The organism is Pseudoalteromonas aliena, assembly GCF_038155085.1.
GTDB lineage: Bacteria > Pseudomonadota > Gammaproteobacteria > Enterobacterales > Alteromonadaceae > Pseudoalteromonas > Pseudoalteromonas aliena_A.
Window position 1 is genome coordinate 84,851 of the sequence record NZ_JBAKAU010000003.1, and the last position, 23,135, is coordinate 107,985.

24 protein-coding genes are annotated in these 23,135 nt (G+C 37.4%); 11 read left to right on the top strand and 13 right to left on the bottom strand.

The window, feature by feature from the left end:
• Position 1 precedes the first annotated feature (1 nt).
• The gene (ftsZ, locus tag V6260_RS04670) at positions 2-1,258 is read left to right on the top strand and encodes a cell division protein FtsZ (protein ID WP_341592908.1); all 1,257 of its coding nucleotides are present in this window, start codon (positions 2-4) and stop codon (positions 1,256-1,258) included.
• A 106-nt stretch (positions 1,259-1,364) separates the two neighbouring features.
• Complete coding sequence (gene lpxC, locus V6260_RS04675; protein ID WP_182194697.1) at positions 1,365-2,276, top strand: UDP-3-O-acyl-N-acetylglucosamine deacetylase; 912 nt, start codon at positions 1,365-1,367, stop codon at positions 2,274-2,276.
• 80 nt (positions 2,277-2,356) lie between these two features.
• Here the strand turns inward: lpxC and yjjG are convergent, their stop codons facing one another.
• The 3 genes from yjjG to V6260_RS04690 all read right to left on the bottom strand — a co-directional run bounded on the left by yjjG (position 2,357) and on the right by V6260_RS04690 (position 4,552).
• Positions 2,357-3,031, bottom strand: coding sequence for a pyrimidine 5'-nucleotidase (yjjG, locus tag V6260_RS04680; protein WP_341592909.1), 675 nt, complete (start codon positions 3,029-3,031; stop codon positions 2,357-2,359).
• Positions 3,032-3,044: 13 nt separating this feature from the next.
• Positions 3,045-3,590 carry an inosine/xanthosine triphosphatase gene (gene yjjX, locus V6260_RS04685; protein WP_341592910.1) on the bottom strand — a complete coding sequence of 182 codons (546 nt, stop codon included), beginning with the start codon at positions 3,588-3,590 and terminating at the stop codon, positions 3,045-3,047.
• Between the two features lie 62 nt (positions 3,591-3,652).
• Positions 3,653-4,552, bottom strand: coding sequence for a phosphoribulokinase (locus V6260_RS04690; RefSeq protein ID WP_341592911.1), 900 nt, complete (start codon positions 4,550-4,552; stop codon positions 3,653-3,655).
• Positions 4,553-4,668: 116 nt separating this feature from the next.
• On the opposite strand from V6260_RS04690, the gene V6260_RS04695 reads away from it, so the two are divergent.
• Positions 4,669-5,544, top strand: a complete 876-nt coding sequence (locus V6260_RS04695) for a hypothetical protein (RefSeq protein ID WP_341592912.1) — start codon at positions 4,669-4,671, stop codon at positions 5,542-5,544.
• A gap of 75 nt (positions 5,545-5,619) precedes the next feature.
• Entirely contained in the window at positions 5,620-5,985 is a 366-nt protein-coding gene (locus V6260_RS04700; RefSeq protein ID WP_341592913.1) for a hypothetical protein, read from the top strand.
• Between the two features lie 75 nt (positions 5,986-6,060).
• Here V6260_RS04700 and V6260_RS04705 read toward each other — a convergent pair whose 3' ends face one another.
• The 6 genes from V6260_RS04705 to V6260_RS04730 form a co-directional block, all read right to left on the bottom strand.
• Positions 6,061-8,634 carry a M1 family metallopeptidase gene (locus V6260_RS04705; protein ID WP_341592914.1) on the bottom strand — a complete coding sequence of 858 codons (2,574 nt, stop codon included), beginning with the start codon at positions 8,632-8,634 and terminating at the stop codon, positions 6,061-6,063.
• A 125-nt stretch (positions 8,635-8,759) separates the two neighbouring features.
• A complete protein-coding gene (locus V6260_RS04710; RefSeq protein WP_341592915.1) occupies positions 8,760-9,440 on the bottom strand; it encodes a hypothetical protein in 681 nt (226 codons plus the stop codon).
• 169 nt (positions 9,441-9,609) lie between these two features.
• Positions 9,610-9,960, bottom strand: coding sequence for a DUF2750 domain-containing protein (locus V6260_RS04715; RefSeq protein WP_341592916.1), 351 nt, complete (start codon positions 9,958-9,960; stop codon positions 9,610-9,612).
• A 17-nt stretch (positions 9,961-9,977) separates the two neighbouring features.
• On the bottom strand, positions 9,978-10,556 hold the full coding sequence (locus V6260_RS04720) for a glutathione S-transferase family protein (protein WP_341592917.1): 579 nt from the start codon (positions 10,554-10,556) through the stop codon (positions 9,978-9,980).
• Between the two features lie 57 nt (positions 10,557-10,613).
• Entirely contained in the window at positions 10,614-10,895 is a 282-nt protein-coding gene (locus tag V6260_RS04725) for a peptidylprolyl isomerase (RefSeq protein ID WP_002958009.1), read from the bottom strand.
• Positions 10,896-11,294: 399 nt separating this feature from the next.
• Positions 11,295-11,864: a glutathione peroxidase gene (locus tag V6260_RS04730; RefSeq protein WP_425355702.1), complete on the bottom strand. Its 570-nt coding sequence runs from the start codon at positions 11,862-11,864 to the stop codon at positions 11,295-11,297.
• A gap of 81 nt (positions 11,865-11,945) precedes the next feature.
• Between V6260_RS04730 and V6260_RS04735 the strand changes: the two genes are divergently transcribed.
• The 3 genes from V6260_RS04735 to V6260_RS04745 all read left to right on the top strand — a co-directional run bounded on the left by V6260_RS04735 (position 11,946) and on the right by V6260_RS04745 (position 16,022).
• The gene (locus V6260_RS04735) at positions 11,946-12,431 is read left to right on the top strand and encodes an N-acetyltransferase family protein (protein ID WP_341592918.1); all 486 of its coding nucleotides are present in this window, start codon (positions 11,946-11,948) and stop codon (positions 12,429-12,431) included.
• Between the two features lie 414 nt (positions 12,432-12,845).
• Positions 12,846-14,840, top strand: coding sequence for a hybrid sensor histidine kinase/response regulator (locus tag V6260_RS04740; protein WP_341592919.1), 1,995 nt, complete (start codon positions 12,846-12,848; stop codon positions 14,838-14,840).
• A 54-nt stretch (positions 14,841-14,894) separates the two neighbouring features.
• Positions 14,895-16,022: a response regulator gene (locus V6260_RS04745; RefSeq protein WP_341592920.1), complete on the top strand. Its 1,128-nt coding sequence runs from the start codon at positions 14,895-14,897 to the stop codon at positions 16,020-16,022.
• Positions 16,023-16,047: 25 nt separating this feature from the next.
• On the opposite strand, the gene queG is transcribed toward V6260_RS04745, so the two are convergent.
• From queG to V6260_RS04765, 4 genes are all read right to left on the bottom strand, one after another.
• On the bottom strand, positions 16,048-17,181 hold the full coding sequence (gene queG, locus V6260_RS04750; protein ID WP_341592921.1) for a tRNA epoxyqueuosine(34) reductase QueG: 1,134 nt from the start codon (positions 17,179-17,181) through the stop codon (positions 16,048-16,050).
• Between the two features lie 66 nt (positions 17,182-17,247).
• On the bottom strand, positions 17,248-18,465 hold the full coding sequence (locus V6260_RS04755; protein ID WP_341592922.1) for a methyl-accepting chemotaxis protein: 1,218 nt from the start codon (positions 18,463-18,465) through the stop codon (positions 17,248-17,250).
• A 39-nt stretch (positions 18,466-18,504) separates the two neighbouring features.
• On the bottom strand, positions 18,505-19,224 hold the full coding sequence (locus tag V6260_RS04760) for a glycerophosphodiester phosphodiesterase (protein WP_341592923.1): 720 nt from the start codon (positions 19,222-19,224) through the stop codon (positions 18,505-18,507).
• Positions 19,221-20,087, bottom strand: a complete 867-nt coding sequence (locus V6260_RS04765; RefSeq protein WP_341592924.1) for a DMT family transporter — start codon at positions 20,085-20,087, stop codon at positions 19,221-19,223. The genes V6260_RS04760 and V6260_RS04765 overlap by 4 nt, the downstream gene beginning before the upstream one ends.
• Positions 20,088-20,244: 157 nt before the next feature.
• Between V6260_RS04765 and V6260_RS04770 the strand changes: the two genes are divergently transcribed.
• The 4 genes from V6260_RS04770 (at position 20,245) to V6260_RS04785 (ending at position 22,950) form a co-directional block, all read left to right on the top strand.
• On the top strand, positions 20,245-20,415 hold the full coding sequence (locus V6260_RS04770; protein ID WP_341592925.1) for a hypothetical protein: 171 nt from the start codon (positions 20,245-20,247) through the stop codon (positions 20,413-20,415).
• The gene (locus V6260_RS04775) at positions 20,412-21,512 is read left to right on the top strand and encodes a sensor histidine kinase (protein ID WP_341592926.1); all 1,101 of its coding nucleotides are present in this window, start codon (positions 20,412-20,414) and stop codon (positions 21,510-21,512) included. The genes V6260_RS04770 and V6260_RS04775 overlap by 4 nt, the downstream gene beginning before the upstream one ends.
• Positions 21,512-22,126, top strand: coding sequence for a response regulator transcription factor (locus V6260_RS04780; RefSeq protein WP_341592927.1), 615 nt, complete (start codon positions 21,512-21,514; stop codon positions 22,124-22,126). Before V6260_RS04775 ends, V6260_RS04780 begins: the two co-directional genes overlap by 1 nt.
• Positions 22,127-22,215: 89 nt before the next feature.
• Complete coding sequence (locus tag V6260_RS04785) at positions 22,216-22,950, top strand: enoyl-CoA hydratase/isomerase family protein (RefSeq protein WP_341592928.1); 735 nt, start codon at positions 22,216-22,218, stop codon at positions 22,948-22,950.
• Positions 22,951-23,135: the final 185 nt, after the last annotated feature.

Here is a 23,135-nt window from a genome sequence, read left to right on the forward strand (position 1 = left end):
CATGTTTGATATGATGGAACAGCACGGTGAAGAAGCCGTAATAAAGGTAATTGGCGTGGGCGGCGGCGGCGGTAACGCTGTTGAGCACATGGTTAAACAACAAATAGAAGGCGTGCGCTTTATAGCCGCTAATACGGATGCACAAGCATTACGTAACTCTGCTGCAGATATTACAGTACAGCTTGGCACGCAAATAACCTCAGGGTTAGGCGCGGGTGCAAACCCAGAAGTAGGTCGTCAATCTGCTGAAGAAGATTCTGAGACTATTCGTGCTAGTCTTGAAGGCGCTGATATGGTATTCATTGCAGCAGGCATGGGCGGTGGAACAGGCACTGGTGCAGCACCTGTGGTTGCTAAAATAGCTAAAGAATTAGGTATTTTAACTGTTGCAGTCGTAACACGTCCTTTTGATTTTGAAGGTAAAAAACGTGCCTCAGCCGCTGAACAAGGCATTAATGAATTGTCAGAAATTGTAGACTCACTTATTACAATCCCAAACAATAAATTACTTAAAGTTTTAGGAAAAGGGACTACACTTCTCGATGCTTTCGCTAAAGCTAATGACGTATTATTTGGTGCAGTACAAGGTATAGCAGAGCTAATTACCCGTTCTGGTTTAATTAACGTGGATTTCGCCGATGTTAGAACCGTAATGTCAGCAATGGGTACCGCAATGATGGGAACTGCGTCTGCTTCCGGTCCTGACCGAGCACAAGAGGCAGCAGAAGCTGCTATCTCAAGTCCATTACTAGAAGACGTTGATTTAACCGGTGCTAAAGGTATTTTGGTTAATATTACAGCGGGTATGGACATTGCGATAGAAGAATTTGAAATTGTGGGTAACCACGTTAAGGCCCTAGCGTCTGAAAATGCAACGGTTGTTGTTGGTGCGGTTATTGATCCAGAAATGAGCGATGAATTACGCGTTACTGTTGTTGCAACAGGTTTAGGCGGCGATCGTCGTCCACAGTTTGGTATTGTTGAGAGTAGTGTGAAAAAGGCATCCGGTTCTGATGTAGCAGGTTCATCAAGTCAAACTAGCAGCATGTACGTACCGAGTTTTGCAAGCCAAGACATAAGCACAGAAGAAAGTACAACTAACACGCAAACAGAAAGTAAAGAAAAAGTGCCTTCAGCTAGCTCAAGTAGCACAAGTGGTTCATCAAATTCTTCAGCGCAAAATAGTAAAAAAGCAGACAAGTCAGAAGGTGGAGATTATTTTGATATCCCCGCTTTTTTACGCAAGCAGGCGGATTAACATTTATTAATACTTTTGTTTGAAATATAGTCAAATATTGAAAGGCAAAAGGGTTTATGTTAAACTCCGCCGTCTAACTGTAACTGATTTAAAAGTGAGCGAACCTATGATTAAACAGCGTACGATTGCAGAAGTAGTCAAAGCCATAGGAATTGGACTTCATAAAGGTGAGAAGGTCACAATAACTCTCCGACCTGCGAGCGCAAATACTGGGATTGTATTTCGTCGTGTCGACCTTGATCCGGTTGTTGATTTTGAAACAACACCTGAAGCCGTTGGTGATACGCAGTTGTGTACCTGTTTAATTAACAAAGATGGTGTTCGCTTATCGACTACTGAGCACCTTATTGCAGCCGTTGCTGCGATGGGAATTGACAATCTAATTGTAGAATTGGACAGCTCAGAAGTGCCGATTATGGATGGTAGTGCATTACCATTTATATATCTGCTGCAAAAGGGCGGAATTGAAGAACAAAACGTTGCTAAACGCTTCATCCGTATTAAAGAAAAAGTACGCATTGAAGAAGATGGTAAGTGGGCTGAAGTTGAGCCATATGATGGTTTTCATATCGACTTTGAGATTGCATTTAACCACCCTGCTATCAATGAAAGTCGCCAACGTATTGGCTTGGATATCACAACGCAAAGCTTTATTGAAGAAATTAGCCGTGCGCGTACTTTTGGATTTATGAAAGATATCGAATACATGCACGCAAACAACCTAGCGCTAGGTGGTAGTATGGATAGTGCTGTAGTACTTGATGAATTCAAAGTTTTAAATCCTAACGGTTTACGTTATAGCGATGAGTTTGTTAAGCACAAGATATTAGACTGTGTTGGTGACATGTTTATGACAGGTCATAATCTTTTAGGTAAAGTAACTGCATTTAAATCGGGTCATGATTTAAATAATAAATTACTTCGTAAAATTATGGCTACAGAGTCAGCATGGGAGTGGGCAACATTTGAAACACCTGTGACGATGCCTGCACCCGGTCTTGAGTTAGCACCAGCCTAAAAGCGGTAAAAGAACAGCTTACAAACAGTTATAAAAAATGACGCTAATTAGCGTCATTTTTTTGCGTAAAATTTACCTTATTATAGCTGTAAAAGAGCTTGTAACTGATTTAAATGAGTAACTGTATAGGTTGGCTTTATTCCGTCGGCTAATTGCTCACCAGGATGTTGTAACCAGCAAGTATCAATGCCAGCATTGTTGCCGCCAAGTATGTCACTTGCAGCAGTATCACCCACCATAAGTATCTCGCTTTTATTTGGGTTACCCATTAACTCAAATGTGTGCTCAAAAATAGCTTTATTTGGTTTTGCTATACCTACAAGTTCAGATATTACTAACCATTCAAACATATCTTTTAAGCCAGTATGCTCAAGGCGTACGGTTTGTAGGCGGGCAAACCCGTTAGTAATAATACCTAATCTAGCATTTGGCTTGAGTTTATTTAAAAGCTCAATAGCACCAGGTAATGGCTCGCAAATTTGCGCCATTGCATCTAAAAAAGCATCGTTTAGCTCTTTTGCGGGCGCATTAAGTTTTGAAGCCCACTCATTAAAGCGTGTTACTTGTAAGTAATCTGCACTAATAGTGCCATTTTGATAATCAACCCACAGCTGCTTATTGGTTTTTTGATAATGAATATAATCGTCTTGGCTAAAATCTACATTGTAGGCTTTAAACATGCGAGTCATGCCGGCTAAAATATCAAACCTAAATAAGGTTTCGTCTGCATCAAACAATACATAGTTGTATTTCATTAAACTTCCTAAATTAACTTGTTTGGCTGTAGAGATCTACGTGTAGAAAAGGCGCCATAGCTAAAGTGAGTGCTTGTGTATAGGTGCTTTCGCGTGTGGCATGATTGTTTGTAAGTAACCCAATAGCGCCTCCTTTTTGTTTAACGTTGGTGGTGTTAAATACTTTGTCCATTACATCGCCAAGCTCTTCGCCATTAAGCAATGCGTTATAAAGTACTTGAGGTAAGGGGAGGTTGCTGCTACGCCCTACAACTTGATTTAAGGCATTATCAATAACTACGTAAGCAAAGGTTGCTGCACCATAGCTAAATTGCTCTGCGCCGCCTTCCATCGCCACGTAGTAGTGAGCTTGGTGATGCTCCTTACAGTAATTAACACGATTTTGTGCGCCAATACGTGTTTCGTCTTCGCCAATAGGTTGATCGGGCACGCCTGAGGGAGCATTCACACCCTCACAGTCAATGATGCATTGTGGAAAATACACAGCAAAAATATGTTTAGCTGCATTTATCTTCACAGGATTTTTAGAACCGACAATAATTTTTAATTGTTGCGACATACTGATCTCACCTTGAGCAAAATCAGCAGTGTACGTGAGAGAGCTCAATCTTAGAAGAGGAGTTAAATAGGTAAATCGAGTGGTGCTAGGTTTTCAAGTGCACGCTTTTTCAAAATAATATCTTTAATTAATGGGGTAAGTACCAGCTCCATTGCTAAGCCCATTTTGCCGCCTGGTACTACAAGCGTATTAATACGAGACATAAAACTGCCTTCGATCATTCGTAAATAATAAGGAAAATCAACATCATCGATACCCCTAAAGCGAATAACTACAAAGCTTTCATCAAGAGATGGAATATCCTTAGCGCTAAATGGATTTGAGGTATCAACGGTCGGTACGCGTTGAAAATTAATATGTGTACGAGAAAATTGTGGAGTAATATGATTTATATAATCATCCATACTGCGCACAATTGAGCCCATAACCGCTTCGCGAGAGTGCCCACGCTCTGAGGTGTCGCGTATCAGCTTTTGAATCCACTCAAGGTTAATAATAGGTACCATGCCTATCAATAAATCGACATGTTTTGCAACATCTACATCTTGATCAACCACACCACCGTGCAATCCTTCATAAAACAATATATCAGTATTAGTATCAAGATCTTGCCAAGGTGTAAAAGTCCCCGGTAATTGGTTATATGGTACTGCTTCATCAAATGTATGCAGATAACGACGCAACTTTCCTTGACCTGTCTCGCTATAGTTTTCAAACAAGGCTTCTAATGCGCCAAAATCGTTCGCCTCTCGGCCAAAATAACTAATATGTTTACTCTCTTGCTGAGCTTCACGTACTTTTTTATCCATCTCTGGGCGAGTGTAACGGTGAAAGCTATCTCCTTCGATAAAAGCAGCATTAATATTAAGGCTACGAAAAATGTGTTTAATAGCATTAGTCGTAGTGGTTGTACCAGCACCGGATGAACCTGTAATAGCAATGATAGGATGTTTAGCTGACATGTTTGTTCTCTTTTTTAGGACCAAGTTAGTTATAAAGAGCTTACTGACTGAGGTCAAGTGACGTCATCAGCAAATAACGTTATCATGAGGTGCTTAAAATTAAAACGAGAGAAAGCATGAAACTTATCAAATCATTACTTGGATTATTTTCTATAGCAGCGCTGAGTCCTATTATGGTGCAGGCTAACATGCCAAAAAGCCAAGTATTACTTGCTGATTTAAATACGTCTTATGGGGTACAAGTTAGTATAGTGAGTGATAAAAACAGTTATAACAACCAGCCGTACTTAACAAGTGCGGGTTTATACTTTACCCATGAAGTAATTGCAGATGAGCTAAGTCAAACCGATATCGCCTATTACGACTTAACAACAAAGCAAATTACCAACATAACAAACTCGCCTGTAAGCGAATATTCGCCAACCATTATGCCAAATAAAAATAACTTATCAGCTATTGTTGTAGAAGCTGACGGTAAGCAAAAGTTATGGCAATACCCACTCAAAAGTGAAGATGCGCCAAAGCGTATTTTTGATTGGATTGAACCTGTTGGATACCATGCTTGGGGGGGGGAAAGTGATTTAGTGATGTTTATTTTAGGTGAACCTCATACTCTTCAATATACTTCTGTAGAAGCTGCTAAAGGGCAAGTGGTCGCTAGTAATATTGGCCGTACGCTTATTTATAACAACTCGACAGCTAAATTTTTATTTAGTTACACTAAAAACGAGCAACACATTTTAGCGAGTTTTAATCCACAAGATAAACAAGTTAAAGATCTATTAAGGTTACCGACTCAAGTTCAAGATTTTATTTTAAAAGATAATACGACTATTGCTTATGCTATTAAAAATCGCGTTTACCAGCGTAAACTTGATGGAAGTGATGAAGTATCGCAATGGCTTAATTTAAGCACCTACTGCGAAAAAAATATAACAAGAATGAGTTACAACAATGAAAAACTCGCTTTTGTATGTGATATAACAAAGTAAAGCAGACAAATAAATTCAGATTTTATTGTGTGCATGCGTTAATCTAATACGCAAATTAACTAATGGGGATTACACGTGGCTTATAGTGCAGACGAGCTGACAGAGCAGCTTATTAAATTACAGTGTAGAAGTAATTTTAAGATTAAAAATATTGCAGAGTACATGTTAGTAAACTCTAAAGAAGCATTTTATACCCACAGCGAAAGCGGCAAGGGTAAAATAGTAATTCGGCCCGCATTTGAAGTGTTTAGCGATGATTTTAGTGATATTGATGGCGTAACGCGTGTGCAAGGGTATTTTCATAGTAGTGAGATGACACGCTTTCCTACGCGCATTTTTAAAAGCGCCCAACCTATTCATTATGGTGTTGCGTTTAAAATAAATTCAGAGCAAGCAGCCAAAGATTTTATAGCTAAGCTCACGATGATTATTGGTAACTAATAAAACATAAACATAAAAGCCGCCAAATTTATATTTAGCGGCTTTTGTATTTTTATAGCTTAATAAACCTAATAATTATTTACTTTTTAAGAAGCTATTAACTGATTCAAGTTCACGTGTTTTAAGCGAGATACAATCGTTTGTGCTTTCTTCAAGCTTACTTAATGTACGAGCGTAACCAGCTACATCGGCTATTTTTTCATTAAAAAAGGCTTTCGTTTTAGCTAAGCTTTCAGCATTACAACTCGCCGTTGTAAAGTACGGCAAGTTAGGAATAAAGAAAGGCGGTAAGCTTGCTGTTACTTTATCGTAGTTACTGTAAACCCAATCAATAAATAACGCTTGGCGCTCATCTGTATAGCTTTGACCTGACAAAATAGTACGCATGTCAGATGCCGTTACTTCATCCGTTAAGCTATAAGCTAATACCGCTTTTTGTAACTCAGGTTTGCCAAAAAAGCCCATAGCTGCAAGCATGTTTGTGCGTACTTGCGGATCTTTAGTCGTTTTGAACGTTGTCATGAATTGCTCAAGCAGCGCTTTGTCACCATGATAAGCAGCAAGAGTTAAGTACGTGCCCGCTAGGTAAGGGTCTACTTTTTGTGGATCATTTAAATAAACTTGTGTTTGTTCTTTCGCTCTACTAATGACTTTTTGATCTTCACCATCAAAACCTAGACGTGATACAACGGCCGCACGAAGTTGTGCAATAGCACCGTCTTCACCCGCTTTAGCTTCTAAACCATATTTTTTAGCAGCAGGTGTTACTGCACCGCGAATAAATTCAGGCCATAGGTCTTTATTGCTATCGTCTTTAAAAGTACGTTGTTGCGAGACTAAGTAACCAAGTGCGGTATTTGCTACGCGAGGGTGGCTATCGCTTACGAACACTTCGAGTGTTTGCATTAACTTAGCAGCAGATATAACACCTGCATCAAGTAGTGCATCAGTAGCCGATAGTAACGCTAAGCGTTCACGGTCACTCAGTACGCTTTGCGCCTTTTTAACAAGCGCGCTAAATTGTGCGTCATCCATTACCCAGCGGTAGTAGCCTAGTGCACCTTGGTCAGGATAAATCCATTCTGGCTCAAAGTCTAAGTCTAGCGTTTGGCTTTGTTTATTAAGTAATACGTTTGCTGTTTTTATTTTATCGCCAGCACCATATTTAATTGCAACCGGTACATTCCATAACTGCTCTGGCGCATCAATACCTGCGTTTACAAAGCGGCTTTGTGAAATAGTTACTTTGCTGCCTTGTTGGGTTACTTTAACTAGTGGGAAAGAGGATTGCTCAATAAACGATTTTAAAACACTCGCTACGTCTTTATTTGATGCTTTACCAAGTGCTTCCCATAAGTCGGCCGCCTCTGCGTTTTTATATGAAAAATCTTTTAAGTAGCTTTGAATACCTTTTTGGAATGCATCTTCGCCAATCCAGTTTTCAACCATAGCAAGTACTGAGCTGCCTTTACTGTAAGCAAGGCCTAAACCGTCCATAATATCGGCTTCGGTTTTAATTGGCTTACGAATAGGCTTAGTGCTTAGGCGTGCATCAAGTGCCATTACGTTGTTTTGTGGCAGGTCTAAGTGCGATTCAAACTCAGGATTAAGCTGCTTAGTAATTTTTGCGGCCATCCAGCTAGCAAATGCTTCGTTTAACCATAAGTCGTTCCACCATTTCATGGTTACTAAGTTACCGTACCATTGGTGAGCAAGTTCGTGAGCAATAATTGATACATTACGTTGTTTTTTACTGCGTGTTGCTGCAGCTAAATCAACTAATAAAATATCTTCTCGGTAGGTTACTAAGCCTGAGTTTTCCATTGCGCCAAATGGAAACTCGGGTACCGCTACTGAGTCTAATTTTTTGTAAACGTAAGGAATACCAAAATACGTTTCAAGTGCGCTCAGTACTTTTGGCATGTTTTCTTTTGCGTATTGGGCTAAGTGGATTTTACCTTGAGGGGTAATTACACGACCAGGAATTGGCATGCCTTTAATATCTAATTCTTCAAATGGGCCAACTGCCATTGCTACTAAATATGAAGGGATTGGCGGTGTTTTATCAAAAAAGTGTGTGGTCATATCGCCATCGACCGTTGTTTTTAGTTCTGGCGTATTTGAATATACTTTTTGTGATGTAGGCGCAGTAATCGTTAACTGAAATGGAATTTTGTAACTTGGCTCGTCAAAAACAGGAAATGCACGGCGTGCATCACTCATTTCAAATTGAGTAAATAAGTAAGGTGTGCCTTGATCTAATGTTTTGTATAAACCAACACTTTGACGATTATATGGCGCTGAAAAATCAACTTTAAGCGTGTATTTACCTGGTTGAATTTGCTCATCACAGCTAAATTTTACTTTACCTGTTTTAAGCATTTCATTGTTTAAATCACAGTTTTCATCACCAAGCAGTTGCGCCATTTTAACAGCGTAAGCTACGCCATTTAATTCAATGTATTTTGTTGGTTTTAGTACTTCTAGGGAAATCTCAGTCATCCCTGTGAATGTATCTTGGCTCGGGTCGAGTGTTAACGACACCTGTTGTGAACTTGGTTTTGCGAGTTTTTCAATAACAAATTCGTTAGCGTTTGCAGTACCGATTGCCAAAGCAACGCTTACTGTTAAAAGGCTTTTAATAAACATAGTGATCCCTAGATTATTGTTGTTAGAAACTTTCCAAATAAATTGGGTACAGTCTATCGTACCAGCTTTTTTTAATGGAGTAATTGATTATGCCCTTGGCTTCAGGAAAAGTGACGACAAAATTTTTAGTAGCTTTCGCGCGCCATAAAACGCTGCCAGCTTAACTGAGGGTTTATAACACGTATTTGCTGAATAACGCTATTTAGTAAAGTGATATCGCTAAAAGCGTCGTGTTGATACTCGTTAAAGCCCATTAAGTAATTAAATGCATCTTTAGAGTTTGCCTGTAAGGCATAAATACGAATCTGTTGTTCAAAGTTAAGGCGTAAGCTACTAATAGCTGTTTTCATTCCGAGTTGATCTATATTGGGTATAGCGCATTTTTGTATGTAACCAGCGCGTTCACCCTCACCTGAAAACCAAATCCGAACTTTTTCACTATACCTTCCAGTTTTAGCGGGTAAGTCGAACATTAATCGTTGTTTATTTTGTGATTTTATCAGATCTATATATTCGTTAAACCCGGCACTAATGAGTGCTTTATGGACAGGTACAAGTCGAGGTTTTATTTTTCCATGGGTATGAAAATTAAAACATAAGACATTTTGTTCAAAAGATAGGTCATCTAGTGTTAAACAGCCAATTTCATCGCTGTAAGCACCACTATAATAAGCAATTAATGGTAGCCAAAAATGCCAATGTTTGGCCTGTTCGCGCGCAACTTTAAAATCACCGTATATATATCCATTATAAAGTGTGTGCAGTTCCATAGCTGAAAAAGGACGGCGACCAAGATGGGTTTTCAACGTAATACCTTGAAAATAATGACGTGTTCTATTTTATACTCAAACTGCGTAAATATGCGAGTTAGGATTTAAATAACTTAAAATATTTTTATATCGCGTAAAAAACAATTGAAATAAAAACACCCCACATACTAAAACACGTGGGGTATTTGTAGTGATATAGCGTAAATTATTCGCTTAAAGCGCGTGCCAAACCTACAGGTTCTATTTCTACACATACTTGGTCATCATTCCAATTTAGACCAACTAAAGCACTATCTTCGTTTAAATCTTCAACCCAATCATCTAAGAACTCATCAAGATTGATTTCTGCTGGGCTATATTCAGCCCATTCGTCTTTACACTGGGCTTGAGCTGCTTCTTCGCTTTCCCACAAAAGTAATACGTCAGTTTCTGCAAACTGATTTGACTCACATACAACAAAGCCGCCATCATCGCTGCTTAGTGCCCATACTTGCTCGCTTACACGTACTTTTTCTACAAAGCTAACTAGTTGTGATTCTATTTCGATATCGCTCATGTGTTTACCTTTTTAAATTAGAGACTAGGACTGGTATTTATTGCTGCTTGGCGCTTGCTATATTGCTCATGAAAAGCAACAAGCTCACTGTGCTGACTAAAGTCAGTAAGTTCGCGAAAGCAAATCCAATCAAGCAGGCAGTATAAACTGATGTTGAGGTATTCACAGCTTTTAAATTCACCATCAGCTAAATGCGTATTTAAATAGCTTAATGTTTCAGCAATGCGTTCGTTTTGCAGATTAAAAAATAATTTATCGCTTTGAGTATTAAAGCCAGAACGTTTACATAAAGCTATTTCAACTAACGAATCATTACAGGCATTTATCACTGTAAGTAACTGCTCTTGTGACCATGTTAGTTGTAGCTTACCTGTTTTTTGAAGTAGATAACGTAGTATAGAATTTGAATCACCTAAGGTTAAATCTCCATCTATTAAAATAGGAACCTTACGGGCTGGGCTTTTGCTTGCTAGAGTAGACCTGCCTTGCTCCGAAAAAATATCTAATATGACAAATTCTAAATCAAGCTTGTTTTCAAGTGCCCACATTCTTATGCGGCGGGCGTAAGGTGAGGCCACAGTGCCAACCAGTTTCATAGTTGCTCCTAAAAAAAGCCGCATAAGCGGCTTTTTGTTTATTGCGATAACGTAACGTTATTCTGAACGACTTGTAACTTCAAGTAGATGATAGCCAAATTGTGTTTGTACTGGACCTTGAACTTGGTTTATTGGTGCAGAAAATACAACTTTATCAAATTCAGGAACCATCATACCAGGGCCAAACTCACCAAGAGCACCACCATCTTGACCAGAAGGGCAATTAGAATGAGCTTTTGCTAATTCTGCAAAGTCTTCGCCTTGTTCAATTTTCGTTTTTAGGTCTAAGCATTGTGCTTCACTGTCTACAAGTATATGTCGTGCGCTTGCTACTGTCATAAAATCTCCCGTATATAAAGTGGTGTTTTTTTAACCGAATAAAACTATTCTAGTCAGATTAAACTAATTGTACCAGTATTAACTTAAGACGTGTTGACCTTTGAGGATCGAAACTTGTTCAATTTTAGTGAATTTGCCCATGGTATGACATTTTAAACCTAGTGAGATAAGTAAGCTGAACTCTAGGTAAGAAATCTACCTAAAACAGCTTTTTAAATGCTAACTGATTGAATGGTTTAATTATTTAATCGTTTGCCGTCTTTTTCCTGGAATCTCTGAATAGAGAAAAATAAACTTAAATGTTATTTGGTTCAACGTGCTGTTAGCCTCTTAAGTAAAGCTCAGGTGAAGTAAATATTAAATGCAAGCTTCAAACCCAGCTTCAGAAAATAAACACGTTTAATTAAGAGCTAATACATTTTCGATAGCATTAATTAATTCTTCTGATGATGGCTTAACTCTAGAGTTAAAGCGAATAATTGTTTCACGGTCAGCCGATACTAAATATTTATAAAAATTCCAGTTAGGAGAGCTGGTTTTTTCATTTAGATGTTTAAATATTACATTGGCATTACTACCACGTACTTCACTGGTTGCAAACATAGGAAAGGTGACTCCATAGTTTACAAAACATACCTTTGCTGTTGCTTCCTCATCATTTTCTTCTTGAAAAAAATCATCTGATGGAAATCCTAAAATCATCAAACCTTTATTTTGGTACTGTTTATAAAGCGCTTCAAGATCTTTAAATTGTGGCGTGAAGCCGCAGTTGCTCGCTGTATTCACAATTAGCAAAGGTTTATTTGTAAACTGACATAAATTAATTGTTTCTTTAGAACGCAGCTTTCTAATATCTACATTAGTAAAATCTTGGCATGTTTGTTTTTTCAGCTCTGTCAATGTTTCTTGCGCTTGCGCAGCGAAAATAGTGAGTGAAAAGCTTAACCCTAAAATTATTGTTTTTAACACAACTAACAGCTCAATTTACGATTGTTTGATAGTGTGATAATACGTTAATATGAATAAAATTGATCAACCTTTCAAATTTCAATGACAATTCGTTTAGCAAATATTAATGATTTAACCGAAATAGTCGCCATTTATAATGAGACTATAGCTTCTCGTATGGTAACAGCTGATACCGAAGAGGTTACTGTTGCACAAAAACTAGAGTGGTTTAATAGCCATACCAGTAATCGGCCCATATACGTATATTGTGAGGACAAAAAAGTACTTGCTTGGCTTAGCTACAAGTCATTTTATGGTCGTCCAGCTTATGATGGTACAGTTGAAATGAGTATCTATATTACTGGTGAAGCTCGTGGTAAAGGGCTTGGTAAAAGGTTAATGTTATTTGCTCAAAGCCAAGCTAAGCAATTAAATATTAAGGTGTTGCTTGGCTTCATTTTTAGCCATAATTTACCGAGTGTTAAGCTATTTAAACATTTTGATTTCAAGGAATGGGGCGAGCTTCCTAATGTTGCAGTTATGGATAATAAGCTTTACAGCCTTACTATTTTTGGAAAACATATTTGAGGATTGTTATCCCACAGATATCTTTAATTTAGCCGATTAAATAGTAAAAGAGACTTTATAGCCTTGATAGCTACGTGTTCTTCGCACCCTGCTAATACTTTGCACTACGATTGAATTGTTCCTAAATACAGCCGACCCTAGTTGTATTAAATTAGAATAATTTAATTTGATAAAATGATTATGTTTTTAATAAAATTGCTACAAACGAGCCAATACACTTTTGAGGGTTTTTAAAGAGTAATTTTGTATTGATTTTACTATTAGATATAAGTTCTATATTTAGGTGATTATTTATAAAAGTTATAGGTTTTTAATTTAAATATTTTCAAAAATAAGTGTAGTGATTTGTACCAATTAAATAAAAATAGGCTACGCTATTAACATATTAAGTTAATTAACTTTAAGTGTAGCTTGATGATTCGAAAAATACTAATTGTCGATAGCAGCAGCGTTATAGCCATGCGTGTGAAAGTGCTTTTAGAATTGATAGGCTGTGAAGTTGAATTAATTCATTTTAGCATGTTAGATATGTACAGCAGTACGGAGAGCTATGATCTCGTTGCTGTTGCTCATGGGGTACCTATTGATTCAATAAAACCACTTACAAATAATATTTCACAAGAGCGGTTTATACTGCTTGCTCCTAAAGCTGAAAGTGGAGATCTGCTATCTGCGTTTAGTGAACTAAATCAGATAACTCCAAACTCAACCGTTATCTATCCATTCTTTTCTAACAAAGAAATTACTTCTATTTTAGAGAGCCTATTAGAGGTTGGTTCTAATCATATTTTAAAATTACCAACAATTTTACTTGTTGATCATGTTCCTGAACGTCTTGAAAAAATGAGAAGCAATTTAATTGGTGCACACATTGAGACTCATACAGCAACCAATTGCACCGAAGCTTTAGCAATTACTCAAGAAAATAAAATTGATATTTTGATTAGTGATTTCATTCTAGATGATGGCACTGGATTGGGCGTTTTTTCGGATTTAAAGAAGTATCAACCAGATTGCCGTTGTTTACTCTTTACATCACGGCCAGATCAAGTCTCAATGATTGAAGCTATTCGCCAAGGTGTTGAAGATGTGCTAATCAAGCCGTTAGATGATAGTACATTACTACAGTCAGTTTATAAATTATGGCAAACTGAATTACTTAAAAGGCATAATGCAGAATTAGTTGAAAGGTTACAAGACACTGTTGATGCGCTGATAGAAAAAGATAGCTTACTGCAAGTTATTTATAAAAATACACCAGATGCAATTATGCTATTTGAGCGAAATGGTAAAGTGATTGAGGCTAACGGAGCATGTTTAAAGCTATTTCATTTAACATTTAATGAATTAGAAGGTAAATCTGTATTTACATTCTTAGATAATGATTCGAGCAAAATTATCAAAGATAAAATATCCACCTTAAACAGCAACCGCCAGTTTAGCTGTGATTTACTTTTACCTAAGAGTGAAGGAGGATATATACCGCTAGTTGGTTCTTTTAACGAAATAGATCATCATGGCGAAATTGCATTAGCGGTTATTTTTAAAAATGTAACCCATTTAAAGCAAAAAGAAGAGTTACTATTAGAGGCCAGAGATGTGCTTGAAGAACAAGTTAGGGCTCGTACCTCACAGCTTGAACATGCTAAAAATATTGCCGAGGCGGCTAATTTAAGTAAGTCAGAGTTTCTAGCTAATATGTCACATGAATTGAGAACCCCTATGCATTCTATATTAAGTTTTGCACGTTTTGGGTTAAACAAATTAGAAACTGGTGACTTTGCTAAAGAGAAGCTTTTAAAGTACCTATCTCGAATTGAGTGTAGTGGTGAGAGGCTACTTTCATTACTCAATAATCTTCTTGATTTGTCCAAATTAGATGTGGGTAAATTTCCATTTAATCCACGGCCGTATAATTTGGTTAATATTATTAAAGCTAGTATTGATGATGTTTCAGGCACGGCTCTGGAGAAAGAAATTGAAGTAATGTTTACTGCTCAATCATCGTCCATAGTTGCTCAGTGTGATGAAGAGCAAATAAATCAATTATTACGAAACGTACTTGGTAATGCTTTAAAATTTAGTGAGCCGAAAAGTAAAATACAAGTAACACTTGAGTCAAATAATGAGCTTGCCATAATAGAAGTGATTGATGATGGAATTGGTATACCTGAGGATGAGCTCGAACATATTTTTACTAAGTTTGCACAAAGTAGTAAAACAAATAGTGGGGCAGGCGGTACCGGTTTAGGCCTTGCCTTATGTAGGGAGTTTGTTTCTTTACATCAAGGTGAAATAACCGCGAAAAATAACGAAAACGGTGGTGCAACAGTATGCATTCAAGTGCCACTGGAAATAAACCTAGATGAAAATTTGGCCGAAGAGAAATTAGAGCAGCAAAATCACTAATTATTTTTGGCAAGCCAAGTAACTTGTTTTAGGAATTTGAATGGATGATAAATTATGGCCTTAACTAAAATTCTTGCCGTCGATGACGAGCCGTTTAACCTTGAAATAATTGAAGAAATTTTAGACGAACTTGATTTTGAGTTGCAAGTAGCAACCAGCGGCCCAGATTGCTTAGGCATGGTTGAAGATTATATGCCTCAGGTTATATTACTCGACGTGAGTATGCCGCAAATGAACGGTTATGAGGTGTGTAAAGCACTTAAGGCTAACCCTAATACAGCGCATATAATTGTTATGTTTGTATCTGCTCGTGGCACTGTTGAAGAACGAATGGAAGGGTATTCAGTTGGCGCAGAAGATTATATCGTAAAACCATTTGGCCATGATGAGCTGAAATCAAAACTCAAAAATTTAAACCAAGTACTTTTTGAGAAAAAAAGCCTTGAAAAACAAGTAGAGGATGCGACGTCCAGTGCTTTTAATGCCATGGCTGATAGTAGTGAAATGGGTAAAATTGTTAACTATGTTGAAGATATTGGTTTTATAAATGACCCTCAAGAGCTTGGTAAAGCTTTAATTAACTGCTTAGAGTCCTTTGACTTACAAAGTAATGTAGAGTTTAGGAATGGGAGTGAAATAAGCCACTTTGCCTTGAATAGTGTATGTTCGCCTATTGTAGTAGAGTTATTTGAAATGCTCAAAAGTAAGGGACGAATACATGAATTTTCACACCGAATTTTAGTTAACTATGAGTTGATCAGTCTACTAATTTTAAATATGCCAGACCATGATTCAGCTAAGCGTGCGCGTATCCGTGATCATGTCTGCTTTATGGTTAGTGTTACTGAACAGCAACTACGCGCGATAATGACAAAAAACATGCTCGAATCGCAGCAAGCAAGGTTTAATGCTACCGTGAGTGCAATGCATAGTAAGTTTGAGAGCTTAATTAAGTTGTTAAATGATAACCGCCAAAATAACGAAAAAGTATTTAAACTGTTAAAAGAAGAGCTTGAAGAGCAAATCCCATCAATGGGGCTAGATGAAGAGCAAGAGATGTTTATTTATAAAAAAATAGATGAAACCATCCTAAATTCAATAGCCAGAGGTGAATCTGTAAAGCAAGTGACATCTGCACTTAATGAAATAGAGAAAGACCTGTCACTATTGTTAAAAAGCTAAAGTTTAGTGATTTTTAAGGTTCACATTACGCATCTCTGGGTAAGCCTTTCTCTACGATTCTGATTAACCTGGCTGTTTTTCGAATTTGTAATCGTTGCTTATCGTTTTGTTGATCAAGTGCCCATTCAATATGTTCTAAAACAAGCTTGCTGCATATTTGGCTTTTATCTTGTAAGGCATGAATAATAGCCGGGCTAAACTCTGCATTACCTAAACCGATTGCTAAATTACGTAACCAACGTTCATGACCTATGCGGCGAATAGGGCTGCCTTCGGTATTTTTTAAAAAAGTAGGCTCATCCCAAGCAAATAGTTCAAGTAAATCTTTATCTTTTAATTGAATGCGAGGGTGAAAGTCATTTTCATCAGTTATTTGCCCATAACGATTCCAAGGGCATACTAACTGGCAATCATCACAGCCATAAACACGGTTGCCTAATAAAGAACGGTATTGCTCTGGTATTGGCCCTTGGTGTTCTATCGTTAAGTACGATATACATTTACGAGCATCAACGACGTAGGGCTCTACAATTGCACCTGTCGGGCAAAGCGTAATACAAGCAACGCATTTACCGCAGCCTTCAAAGGTGTTCTCTGCATCAATAGGTAGTGGTAAATCAATAAATAGCTCGCCTAAAAAAAACCACGACCCAGCTTCTTGATTAATTAATAAAGAATGCTTACCACGCCAGCCCAAGCCAGCTTTCTCTGCGAGTTGACGTTCAAGTACAGGAGCTGAATCTACAAAAGGTCGAAAGCCATACTCGCCAATTTCTTGTTCTATTTTTTGGCCGAGTTTTTTTAAACGATTACGCATTAATTTATGGTAATCACGACCCAGTGCATAGCGGCTTATGTATGCTTTTTCTTTATTTTTTAAGGTTTTTGCAAAGCCTGCATCAGGGGGGAGGTAGTTCATTTTTACAGATATAACACGTTGCGTACCAGGAACTAATTCAGCAGGGCGAGCGCGTTTCATACCGTGCGCAGCCATATAATCCATTGAGCCATGGTAGCCTGAATCGAGCCAGCGCTGCAGTTGTGTTTCGTGCTTAGATAAGTCAACATCAGTAATACCCACCTCGCTAAAGCCAAGCTCCTGCCCCCAGTTTTTTATTTGTAGGGCTAATTTTTGATAGTCTGGGGTTGGGTTACTCACACATTTTACACGCTTAAATTTATAGCCAGATAATTTAACATATTTACTACTAAGTAAAAATGCTTGTTACTTAACAAAGCGTTTTAACTGTTGCTGAGTTTGCATACTTAGTTGTTGCGATTGCTGGCAGTCGCTAAATGCAGTGTCTATTTGCTGTTTTGCTTGTTCGCCTAGGGCTACAATTTGCTCCACTGATTGATGAGTGTGTGCATGTGTGTCTTCTAGCATGTGCACTGCATTAGCTATTTGTTGTAACTGTTGTTGATTGCTTTCAAACTCACCAAGCATTTTGGTGAATCCTTCTGAGGTTGCGCTTATTGCATGTTGCGCGCTGTTTGAGTGAGTAATTAACTGCTCTGACTCTTTATTTGTTTCACTTACCAAGTCATTCATTTGGTTTATAAAGTCGCTTATTTGTCTGGTTGCGCCGCTTACTTTTATTGAGAGGGTGCGAACTTCATCAGCAACTACCGCAAAGCCTCTGCCAGCTTCACCAGCTCTGGCCGCCTCTATAGCTGCATTAAGCGCTAGTAAATTAGTTTGATCAGAAAACTCTTCAACCATTTTTAAAATGCTACGAATGTTTTCACTATTTTCTTTTAGTCCCGCAATCGTAGTCGAAAAGCTTCCGAGCATATTGGTAATAAGTTTAACCTGCTCAACTAAAGCAGATAGTTCTGATGCAGAGAGTTTTACAAAATTAAGATGCTCATTATTTACGTTACGTACACTATCTGTATTGCTTACTATATTTTGCAGGCTTTGTGTTATTTGCATACTTGCATTAATAATACTGTGGCTCAAATTAATTTGTTGCTCGCTTGATTGCTCAGTATTTTGCATCGACTGTGTTACTTGTGTATTACTTTGTGCGCTGGCTTGAGCGCTGTTGTATGTTGTACTGAGTAACTCACTTAAATGGGTCGTAAATATATTGTACTGCATACTTAAGTCTTTAAACTCGTCATAAGAAAAGTGGGGCAATTTTGCAGCTAAATTGGCATCTTGTTGATTTATTTTGATTAGTGTATCGCGCATGGCAGTGACTGGACGAACAATTAAAAAGCGCATATAAAAAAGAGTAAAAATAAATCCCGACACAATAACAATTGTGAGTAACCAAAATAATCCTGTGCTTTGCTGTTCGCTTAAGCTTTGGTGTAGCCAAAATAATGTAATTGCTTGAAATAGAAATACAAAACTTAAATTCCCAACTATTTTACGGGTAAGTGTAAAAAAGAATGTTTGCTCTATATAATTATAAATTTTCATAAAACCACTCATTATGCTTAAACCCTGAGATTCTTATTTTTTGTTATAAACCTAGGCTGAGGTAAGTTGAACTTTTTGTAACGATAACAGGTAAGCTTTGGTTTGTACTGGATAATTTGTAAAAATTCCATCAATACCATATTTAAGCATTAGTGTTATGTCTTGTTCTTTATCGACCGTATAAGCATAAATCTTTAGGCCTCTTTTTTTTGCATCATCCACAAATGCTTTATTTACAAAGTTTTTATCTACATGAACACTAAATGCATCTAAGTCTTTAGCAAACTTTGCATAGTTAATAGGAATAGAAGAAGTAAGTGCGCCTATATTAAGCCATGGTAGTCTGTTCTTAAGCCACAGTAATTGATGATGATCAAACGATGATACTAAAATATTCGCTTTTGATATTTTTTTAGCTTCAATGTTTCTCTCAAGTTGAGCCGCAAACCTCTCTAGCTCAAAAGTATGTTTTAGTTCAATATTTAGTAAAGACTTATTGTTATTCCAATCAAATAACTGCTGAATAGTTGGTATTTTCTCGCCATTTCCAGCATCAACTTTAGAGAGCTCATAAGCTGTAAAGTCACTTACTTTGCCTTTGCCGCTGGTGGTTCTATCAAGCCATGAATCGTGTATTACCATGTAATTATCTAAGGAACTTTGAATATCTACTTCAATACCATCAACACCTACTTTTAACGCTTCTAAAATAGCGCTTTTGGTGTTTTCAGGAAAATCCCCACTAGCACCACGATGTGCAAATACTTTCATTGTCGAGCCTTTTTAGTGATTGACCACGTTTCAAAGCAAGCGGCACTAACTATGAGTGCTCCACCAACTAACGTCATAACAGTAGGACGTTCATGAATAATTACTATAGCCAATATGGTGCCATAAAGTGGCTGTAAGCAAGAAATTAACCCAGCGGTTGCCGCTGACAAATGCTTTAAACTCGCTGCAAATAACGAGTGCGGTGTAGCTGTAAAAATAACACCCGCTACAGCAATTAAAATCAGGTCGTGATGATTAACCTCATACACTGGCACATTTATAAATGCACACAACATAATGCTTGCCACTAAGGTTTGATAAAACATCGTTTGCGGTCCGCCATACTGGCTAAAGTAGCGCTTATGGGTAATGTTTCTGATTGAAAAAAACAATGCTGATATTACACCAGCTACTATACCTAGGGTTACATCATCACCTAAGTTTGCACTTGGTACCAATAAGTAAATACCTAAAATAACCACCGCTGCACTTATTATATCTTTTGCTTTTGGTCTGCTTTTATTAAATAGGGGTTCCAAAAATACCGTCATTACGGGGTAGCTAAAAAATGCCAGCATTCCAATAGTTATACCGGCCATTTGCATACCAGCAAAATAAGTAACCCAGTGAATTCCCACCGCCACACCTAAAAATAATGCAATAAGATAGTCTTTAGGTTTGTTGAGTTTAATTTGTTTTTTTTGAAAATACAGCATGGCTAAAATAGCCATGCCAGCAATGGCGGTTCGATAAACAGTAATATCTAAAGCATTTAAACCAATAAGTTTGGCAAATAGAGCGGTCCCGCCAAAAAGCAATACCGCTATGTGTAAGTAAATCAGGTCTTGCTGTTGTGGTTGCATTAAAACGCTATCTCCTTTTTTCGATATCTTATCATTGAGGTTATGTTTACAGGATGAAATTTTCCCAATATGACAAAAGTCATTAAAGTTGATGACACTTCACACTCTAATTATTTTTGTACGCGGTTATAGTTACCTTGCTCAACAGGAGATAATTATGAACTCTTTAGTTTTAATCAGCTTAACTATTAATGAAGTGCTAGAGGCATTAAGTTTTACGATTACGTACGCAGATTGCTTTATGCTGGTATGTATTTTTATGTTATTTATATTTATTAATAAAAATAGCGCTATAAGTAAAAATAATATGCATGAGGTATTAGTATGAGCTCGCTAAGTAGTTTTTCTCAACAAAGCGATAAAGGTTTTTGGAAATATGGACATCTAATTTTTACTGGCTTTTATTTACTTCCGCTAATAATTAATTTTACGAGCTTTACAGTTAATCAAGTTATTATGTCTTTAGCCTTCTATATTGCTTTTATCCTTTTGTATATAAAAGCAATAAACTGTGAGAGTGAAGGGGTAACGAAGTTATTTTTAGCCATGCTCTTAATTTGTTTTTGCGCTACTTTTTATACCACCGGTACTCCTACTTTATTTGGTTTCGTAGCTTATATAGCAGGCTACTCTTACAGCTTTCATAAAAGAATTTATGCTGCGCTCGCAATTATATTCACGGTTTTATTAAGCACATATATTGGAGATATAGGTAAGGTTCAATACTTTTTAGGCGTTGCTTTGATTCTGTGTGCCACATTATTTAGTTACGGTATTGCAGCAAAAAGAGAAAGCTTATACAAAAAGCGCGAACAAGAAAGCGCTAACCAACTAGAGCAACTAGCAGCAATTGCTGAGCGAGAACGAATAGCCCGCGACTTGCACGATATTTTAGGTCATTCACTGTCATCTATTGCTTTAAAAGCTGAGCTTGCAAATAAATTAAACCAAGGTGAGCGATATGAGCAGGCAAATAACGAAATAGCACAAGTTGCTGATCTTGCTAGGCAGTTGCTTAGCGATGTAAGAAATGCCGTAAGTGATTTAAAACAGCTTAATTTAATCAGCCAAGTAGCACAGTTAAAGCAAAGGTTAACAGAGCAAGGATTTAACGTTTCATTTAATGTGGTTTTAAATGCTCTGCCCGCTAAAGTAGAAGGGTTAGCAGGCCTTATAATTAAAGAAGCTGTAACTAACTTATTGCGCCATAGCAGCACAAAAAATAGCGAAATAAATATAGAACAAACAACGCAGCAATTACTTATAACGGTTATCGACCATGCACCTTGTAGTACGTTAAATGCAGGTAATGGCTTAAACGGTATTAAAGAGCGCGCAGAGCAACTAAATGGCAGTGCAGTATTTACTTGTGGCGATAGTTTTACTTTAAAAGTAGTGCTACCAATTACAGCTAAGGATTTATAATGATCAGAGTATATTTAGTGGAAGATCAGGCGCTTGTGCGCGACGCAGTAGCAGCATTGTTAGGGCTTGATTTTAATATTGAGATTATTGGGCAAGCAAGTAACGGGCAAGACGCACTTAATGCAATTGAGGCGCTTGATAGTGATTTTCATCCCGATATAATTTTAACCGACATAGAAATGCCAACCATGAATGGTATAGAGCTTAGCGAAAAAATAACCGCTAAATTTCCTGCTATAAAAATGGTTATTATGACTACATTTTCTCGTGCGGGTTATATTAGGCGAGCGCTTACAACAGGCGTTAAAGGCTTTATTTTAAAAGAAGCACCAAGTGAAGAGTTAATAAATGCGCTTAAAAAAGTAATGCAGGGACAAAAGGTAATTGACCCAGAGCTTGCTATTAATGCATTAGACGACACAGATCCACTTACCGATAAAGAACGCAAAGCCCTTAAACTTGCAAGTGATGGCCTTAAAACAAGTGATATAGCCAAGCAGTTATTTATTAGCGAAGGGACTACGCGTAACTACCTATCGGACGCCATTGCAAAATTAAACGCTACTAACCGCATAGATGCTGCTCGTATAGCTAAACAAAAAGGATGGCTTTAATTAGCGGGTTTATAAATTATAAGCAAAGTATTACTATGTTACTTGTAAAAGTAACGAACGGCGCTTAAAAAGCGCTAAAAAGGGTTTTAATGGCAAATTTAATAGAACTAACAACTAAAAATAATACCGCTATACTCACCATGAATACCGCTGAAAACCGTCACAATCCAGCGTTTTTGGCTGAGTTTAATTTACACCTAGACTACATTGAAGCAGAACAAAATATTAAGTCAGTTATTTTAACGTCTTCGAGTGATAAAAATTGGTCATTGGGTATCGACCTTCAATGGATGTCTAATCCAAGTATTTTACCTGCAGCAATTTCTGACTTTATGATTCAGATAAGTGACTTATTTAAACGCATAGTTACTTTTCCTATGCCTATTATTGCTGCGTTAAACGGACATACCTATGGCAATGGTTCTGTGCTTGCGTGTGCGTGTGATTTTAGATTTATGAAGTCAGATAAAGGCTTTTTTTGTTTTCCTGAAGTTGATGTTATGGTGCCATTTGTTCCGTCGATGTTTCCTATAATTAATAAAGCCATTTCGCAAACATTCTTTAATCGTCTAGCTATGTCAGGAGAACGGGTTGGTGCAGAGCAGTTGCTAGAGAACAAAGTAGTTGAAGCTGTGTTTGCAAATAACGACGAACTACAAGCGGGTGTACTTGAGTTTGCCCAGCAATTTAATAAAAATCGTTGGATCTATGCTCAAAACAAAACACAAATGAATAAGCAGATTTTACTTACGATGAAAGAAGAAGACCCAAGCTTTATTGATAATATAAGTAAACTACTGTGGAAAAACCTACAAAAAAAATAGTATAAGTACGAAAGGGTTTTAGCACTGCTACGAGATGGCTAAACACTTTGCAGTTAAGGGATCGTTAAGCCCCATTGCGCTAAATTTTTAAACTATACAGCAAAGTAAAAGTGCTTTCTTAAAAGTTTAATAGCTTTTACCTGTCTCATTATAACTATATGGGTTAAAATACCTACATAACCAAC

What these genes read in the sequence shown, in the direction of transcription:
- ftsZ (WP_341592908.1), top strand. Translation starts at nt 2, where the DNA reads ATGTTTGATATGATGGAACAGCACGGTGAAGAAGCCGTAATAAAGGTA.
- lpxC (WP_182194697.1), top strand. Translation starts at nt 1,365, where the DNA reads ATGATTAAACAGCGTACGATTGCAGAAGTAGTCAAAGCCATAGGAATT.
- yjjG (WP_341592909.1), bottom strand. Translation starts at nt 3,031, where the DNA reads ATGAAATACAACTATGTATTGTTTGATGCAGACGAAACCTTATTTAGG.
- yjjX (WP_341592910.1), bottom strand. Translation starts at nt 3,590, where the DNA reads ATGTCGCAACAATTAAAAATTATTGTCGGTTCTAAAAATCCTGTGAAG.
- V6260_RS04690 (WP_341592911.1), bottom strand. Translation starts at nt 4,552, where the DNA reads ATGTCAGCTAAACATCCTATCATTGCTATTACAGGTTCATCCGGTGCT.
- V6260_RS04695 (WP_341592912.1), top strand. Translation starts at nt 4,669, where the DNA reads ATGAAACTTATCAAATCATTACTTGGATTATTTTCTATAGCAGCGCTG.
- V6260_RS04705 (WP_341592914.1), bottom strand. Translation starts at nt 8,634, where the DNA reads ATGTTTATTAAAAGCCTTTTAACAGTAAGCGTTGCTTTGGCAATCGGT.
- V6260_RS04715 (WP_341592916.1), bottom strand. Translation starts at nt 9,960, where the DNA reads ATGAGCGATATCGAAATAGAATCACAACTAGTTAGCTTTGTAGAAAAA.
- V6260_RS04720 (WP_341592917.1), bottom strand. Translation starts at nt 10,556, where the DNA reads ATGAAACTGGTTGGCACTGTGGCCTCACCTTACGCCCGCCGCATAAGA.
- V6260_RS04725 (WP_002958009.1), bottom strand. Translation starts at nt 10,895, where the DNA reads ATGACAGTAGCAAGCGCACGACATATACTTGTAGACAGTGAAGCACAA.
- V6260_RS04735 (WP_341592918.1), top strand. Translation starts at nt 11,946, where the DNA reads ATGACAATTCGTTTAGCAAATATTAATGATTTAACCGAAATAGTCGCC.
- V6260_RS04740 (WP_341592919.1), top strand. Translation starts at nt 12,846, where the DNA reads ATGATTCGAAAAATACTAATTGTCGATAGCAGCAGCGTTATAGCCATG.
- V6260_RS04745 (WP_341592920.1), top strand. Translation starts at nt 14,895, where the DNA reads ATGGCCTTAACTAAAATTCTTGCCGTCGATGACGAGCCGTTTAACCTT.
- V6260_RS04755 (WP_341592922.1), bottom strand. Translation starts at nt 18,465, where the DNA reads ATGAGTGGTTTTATGAAAATTTATAATTATATAGAGCAAACATTCTTT.
- V6260_RS04760 (WP_341592923.1), bottom strand. Translation starts at nt 19,224, where the DNA reads ATGAAAGTATTTGCACATCGTGGTGCTAGTGGGGATTTTCCTGAAAAC.
- V6260_RS04765 (WP_341592924.1), bottom strand. Translation starts at nt 20,087, where the DNA reads ATGCAACCACAACAGCAAGACCTGATTTACTTACACATAGCGGTATTG.
- V6260_RS04770 (WP_341592925.1), top strand. Translation starts at nt 20,245, where the DNA reads ATGAACTCTTTAGTTTTAATCAGCTTAACTATTAATGAAGTGCTAGAG.
- V6260_RS04775 (WP_341592926.1), top strand. Translation starts at nt 20,412, where the DNA reads ATGAGCTCGCTAAGTAGTTTTTCTCAACAAAGCGATAAAGGTTTTTGG.
- V6260_RS04780 (WP_341592927.1), top strand. Translation starts at nt 21,512, where the DNA reads ATGATCAGAGTATATTTAGTGGAAGATCAGGCGCTTGTGCGCGACGCA.
- V6260_RS04785 (WP_341592928.1), top strand. Translation starts at nt 22,216, where the DNA reads ATGGCAAATTTAATAGAACTAACAACTAAAAATAATACCGCTATACTC.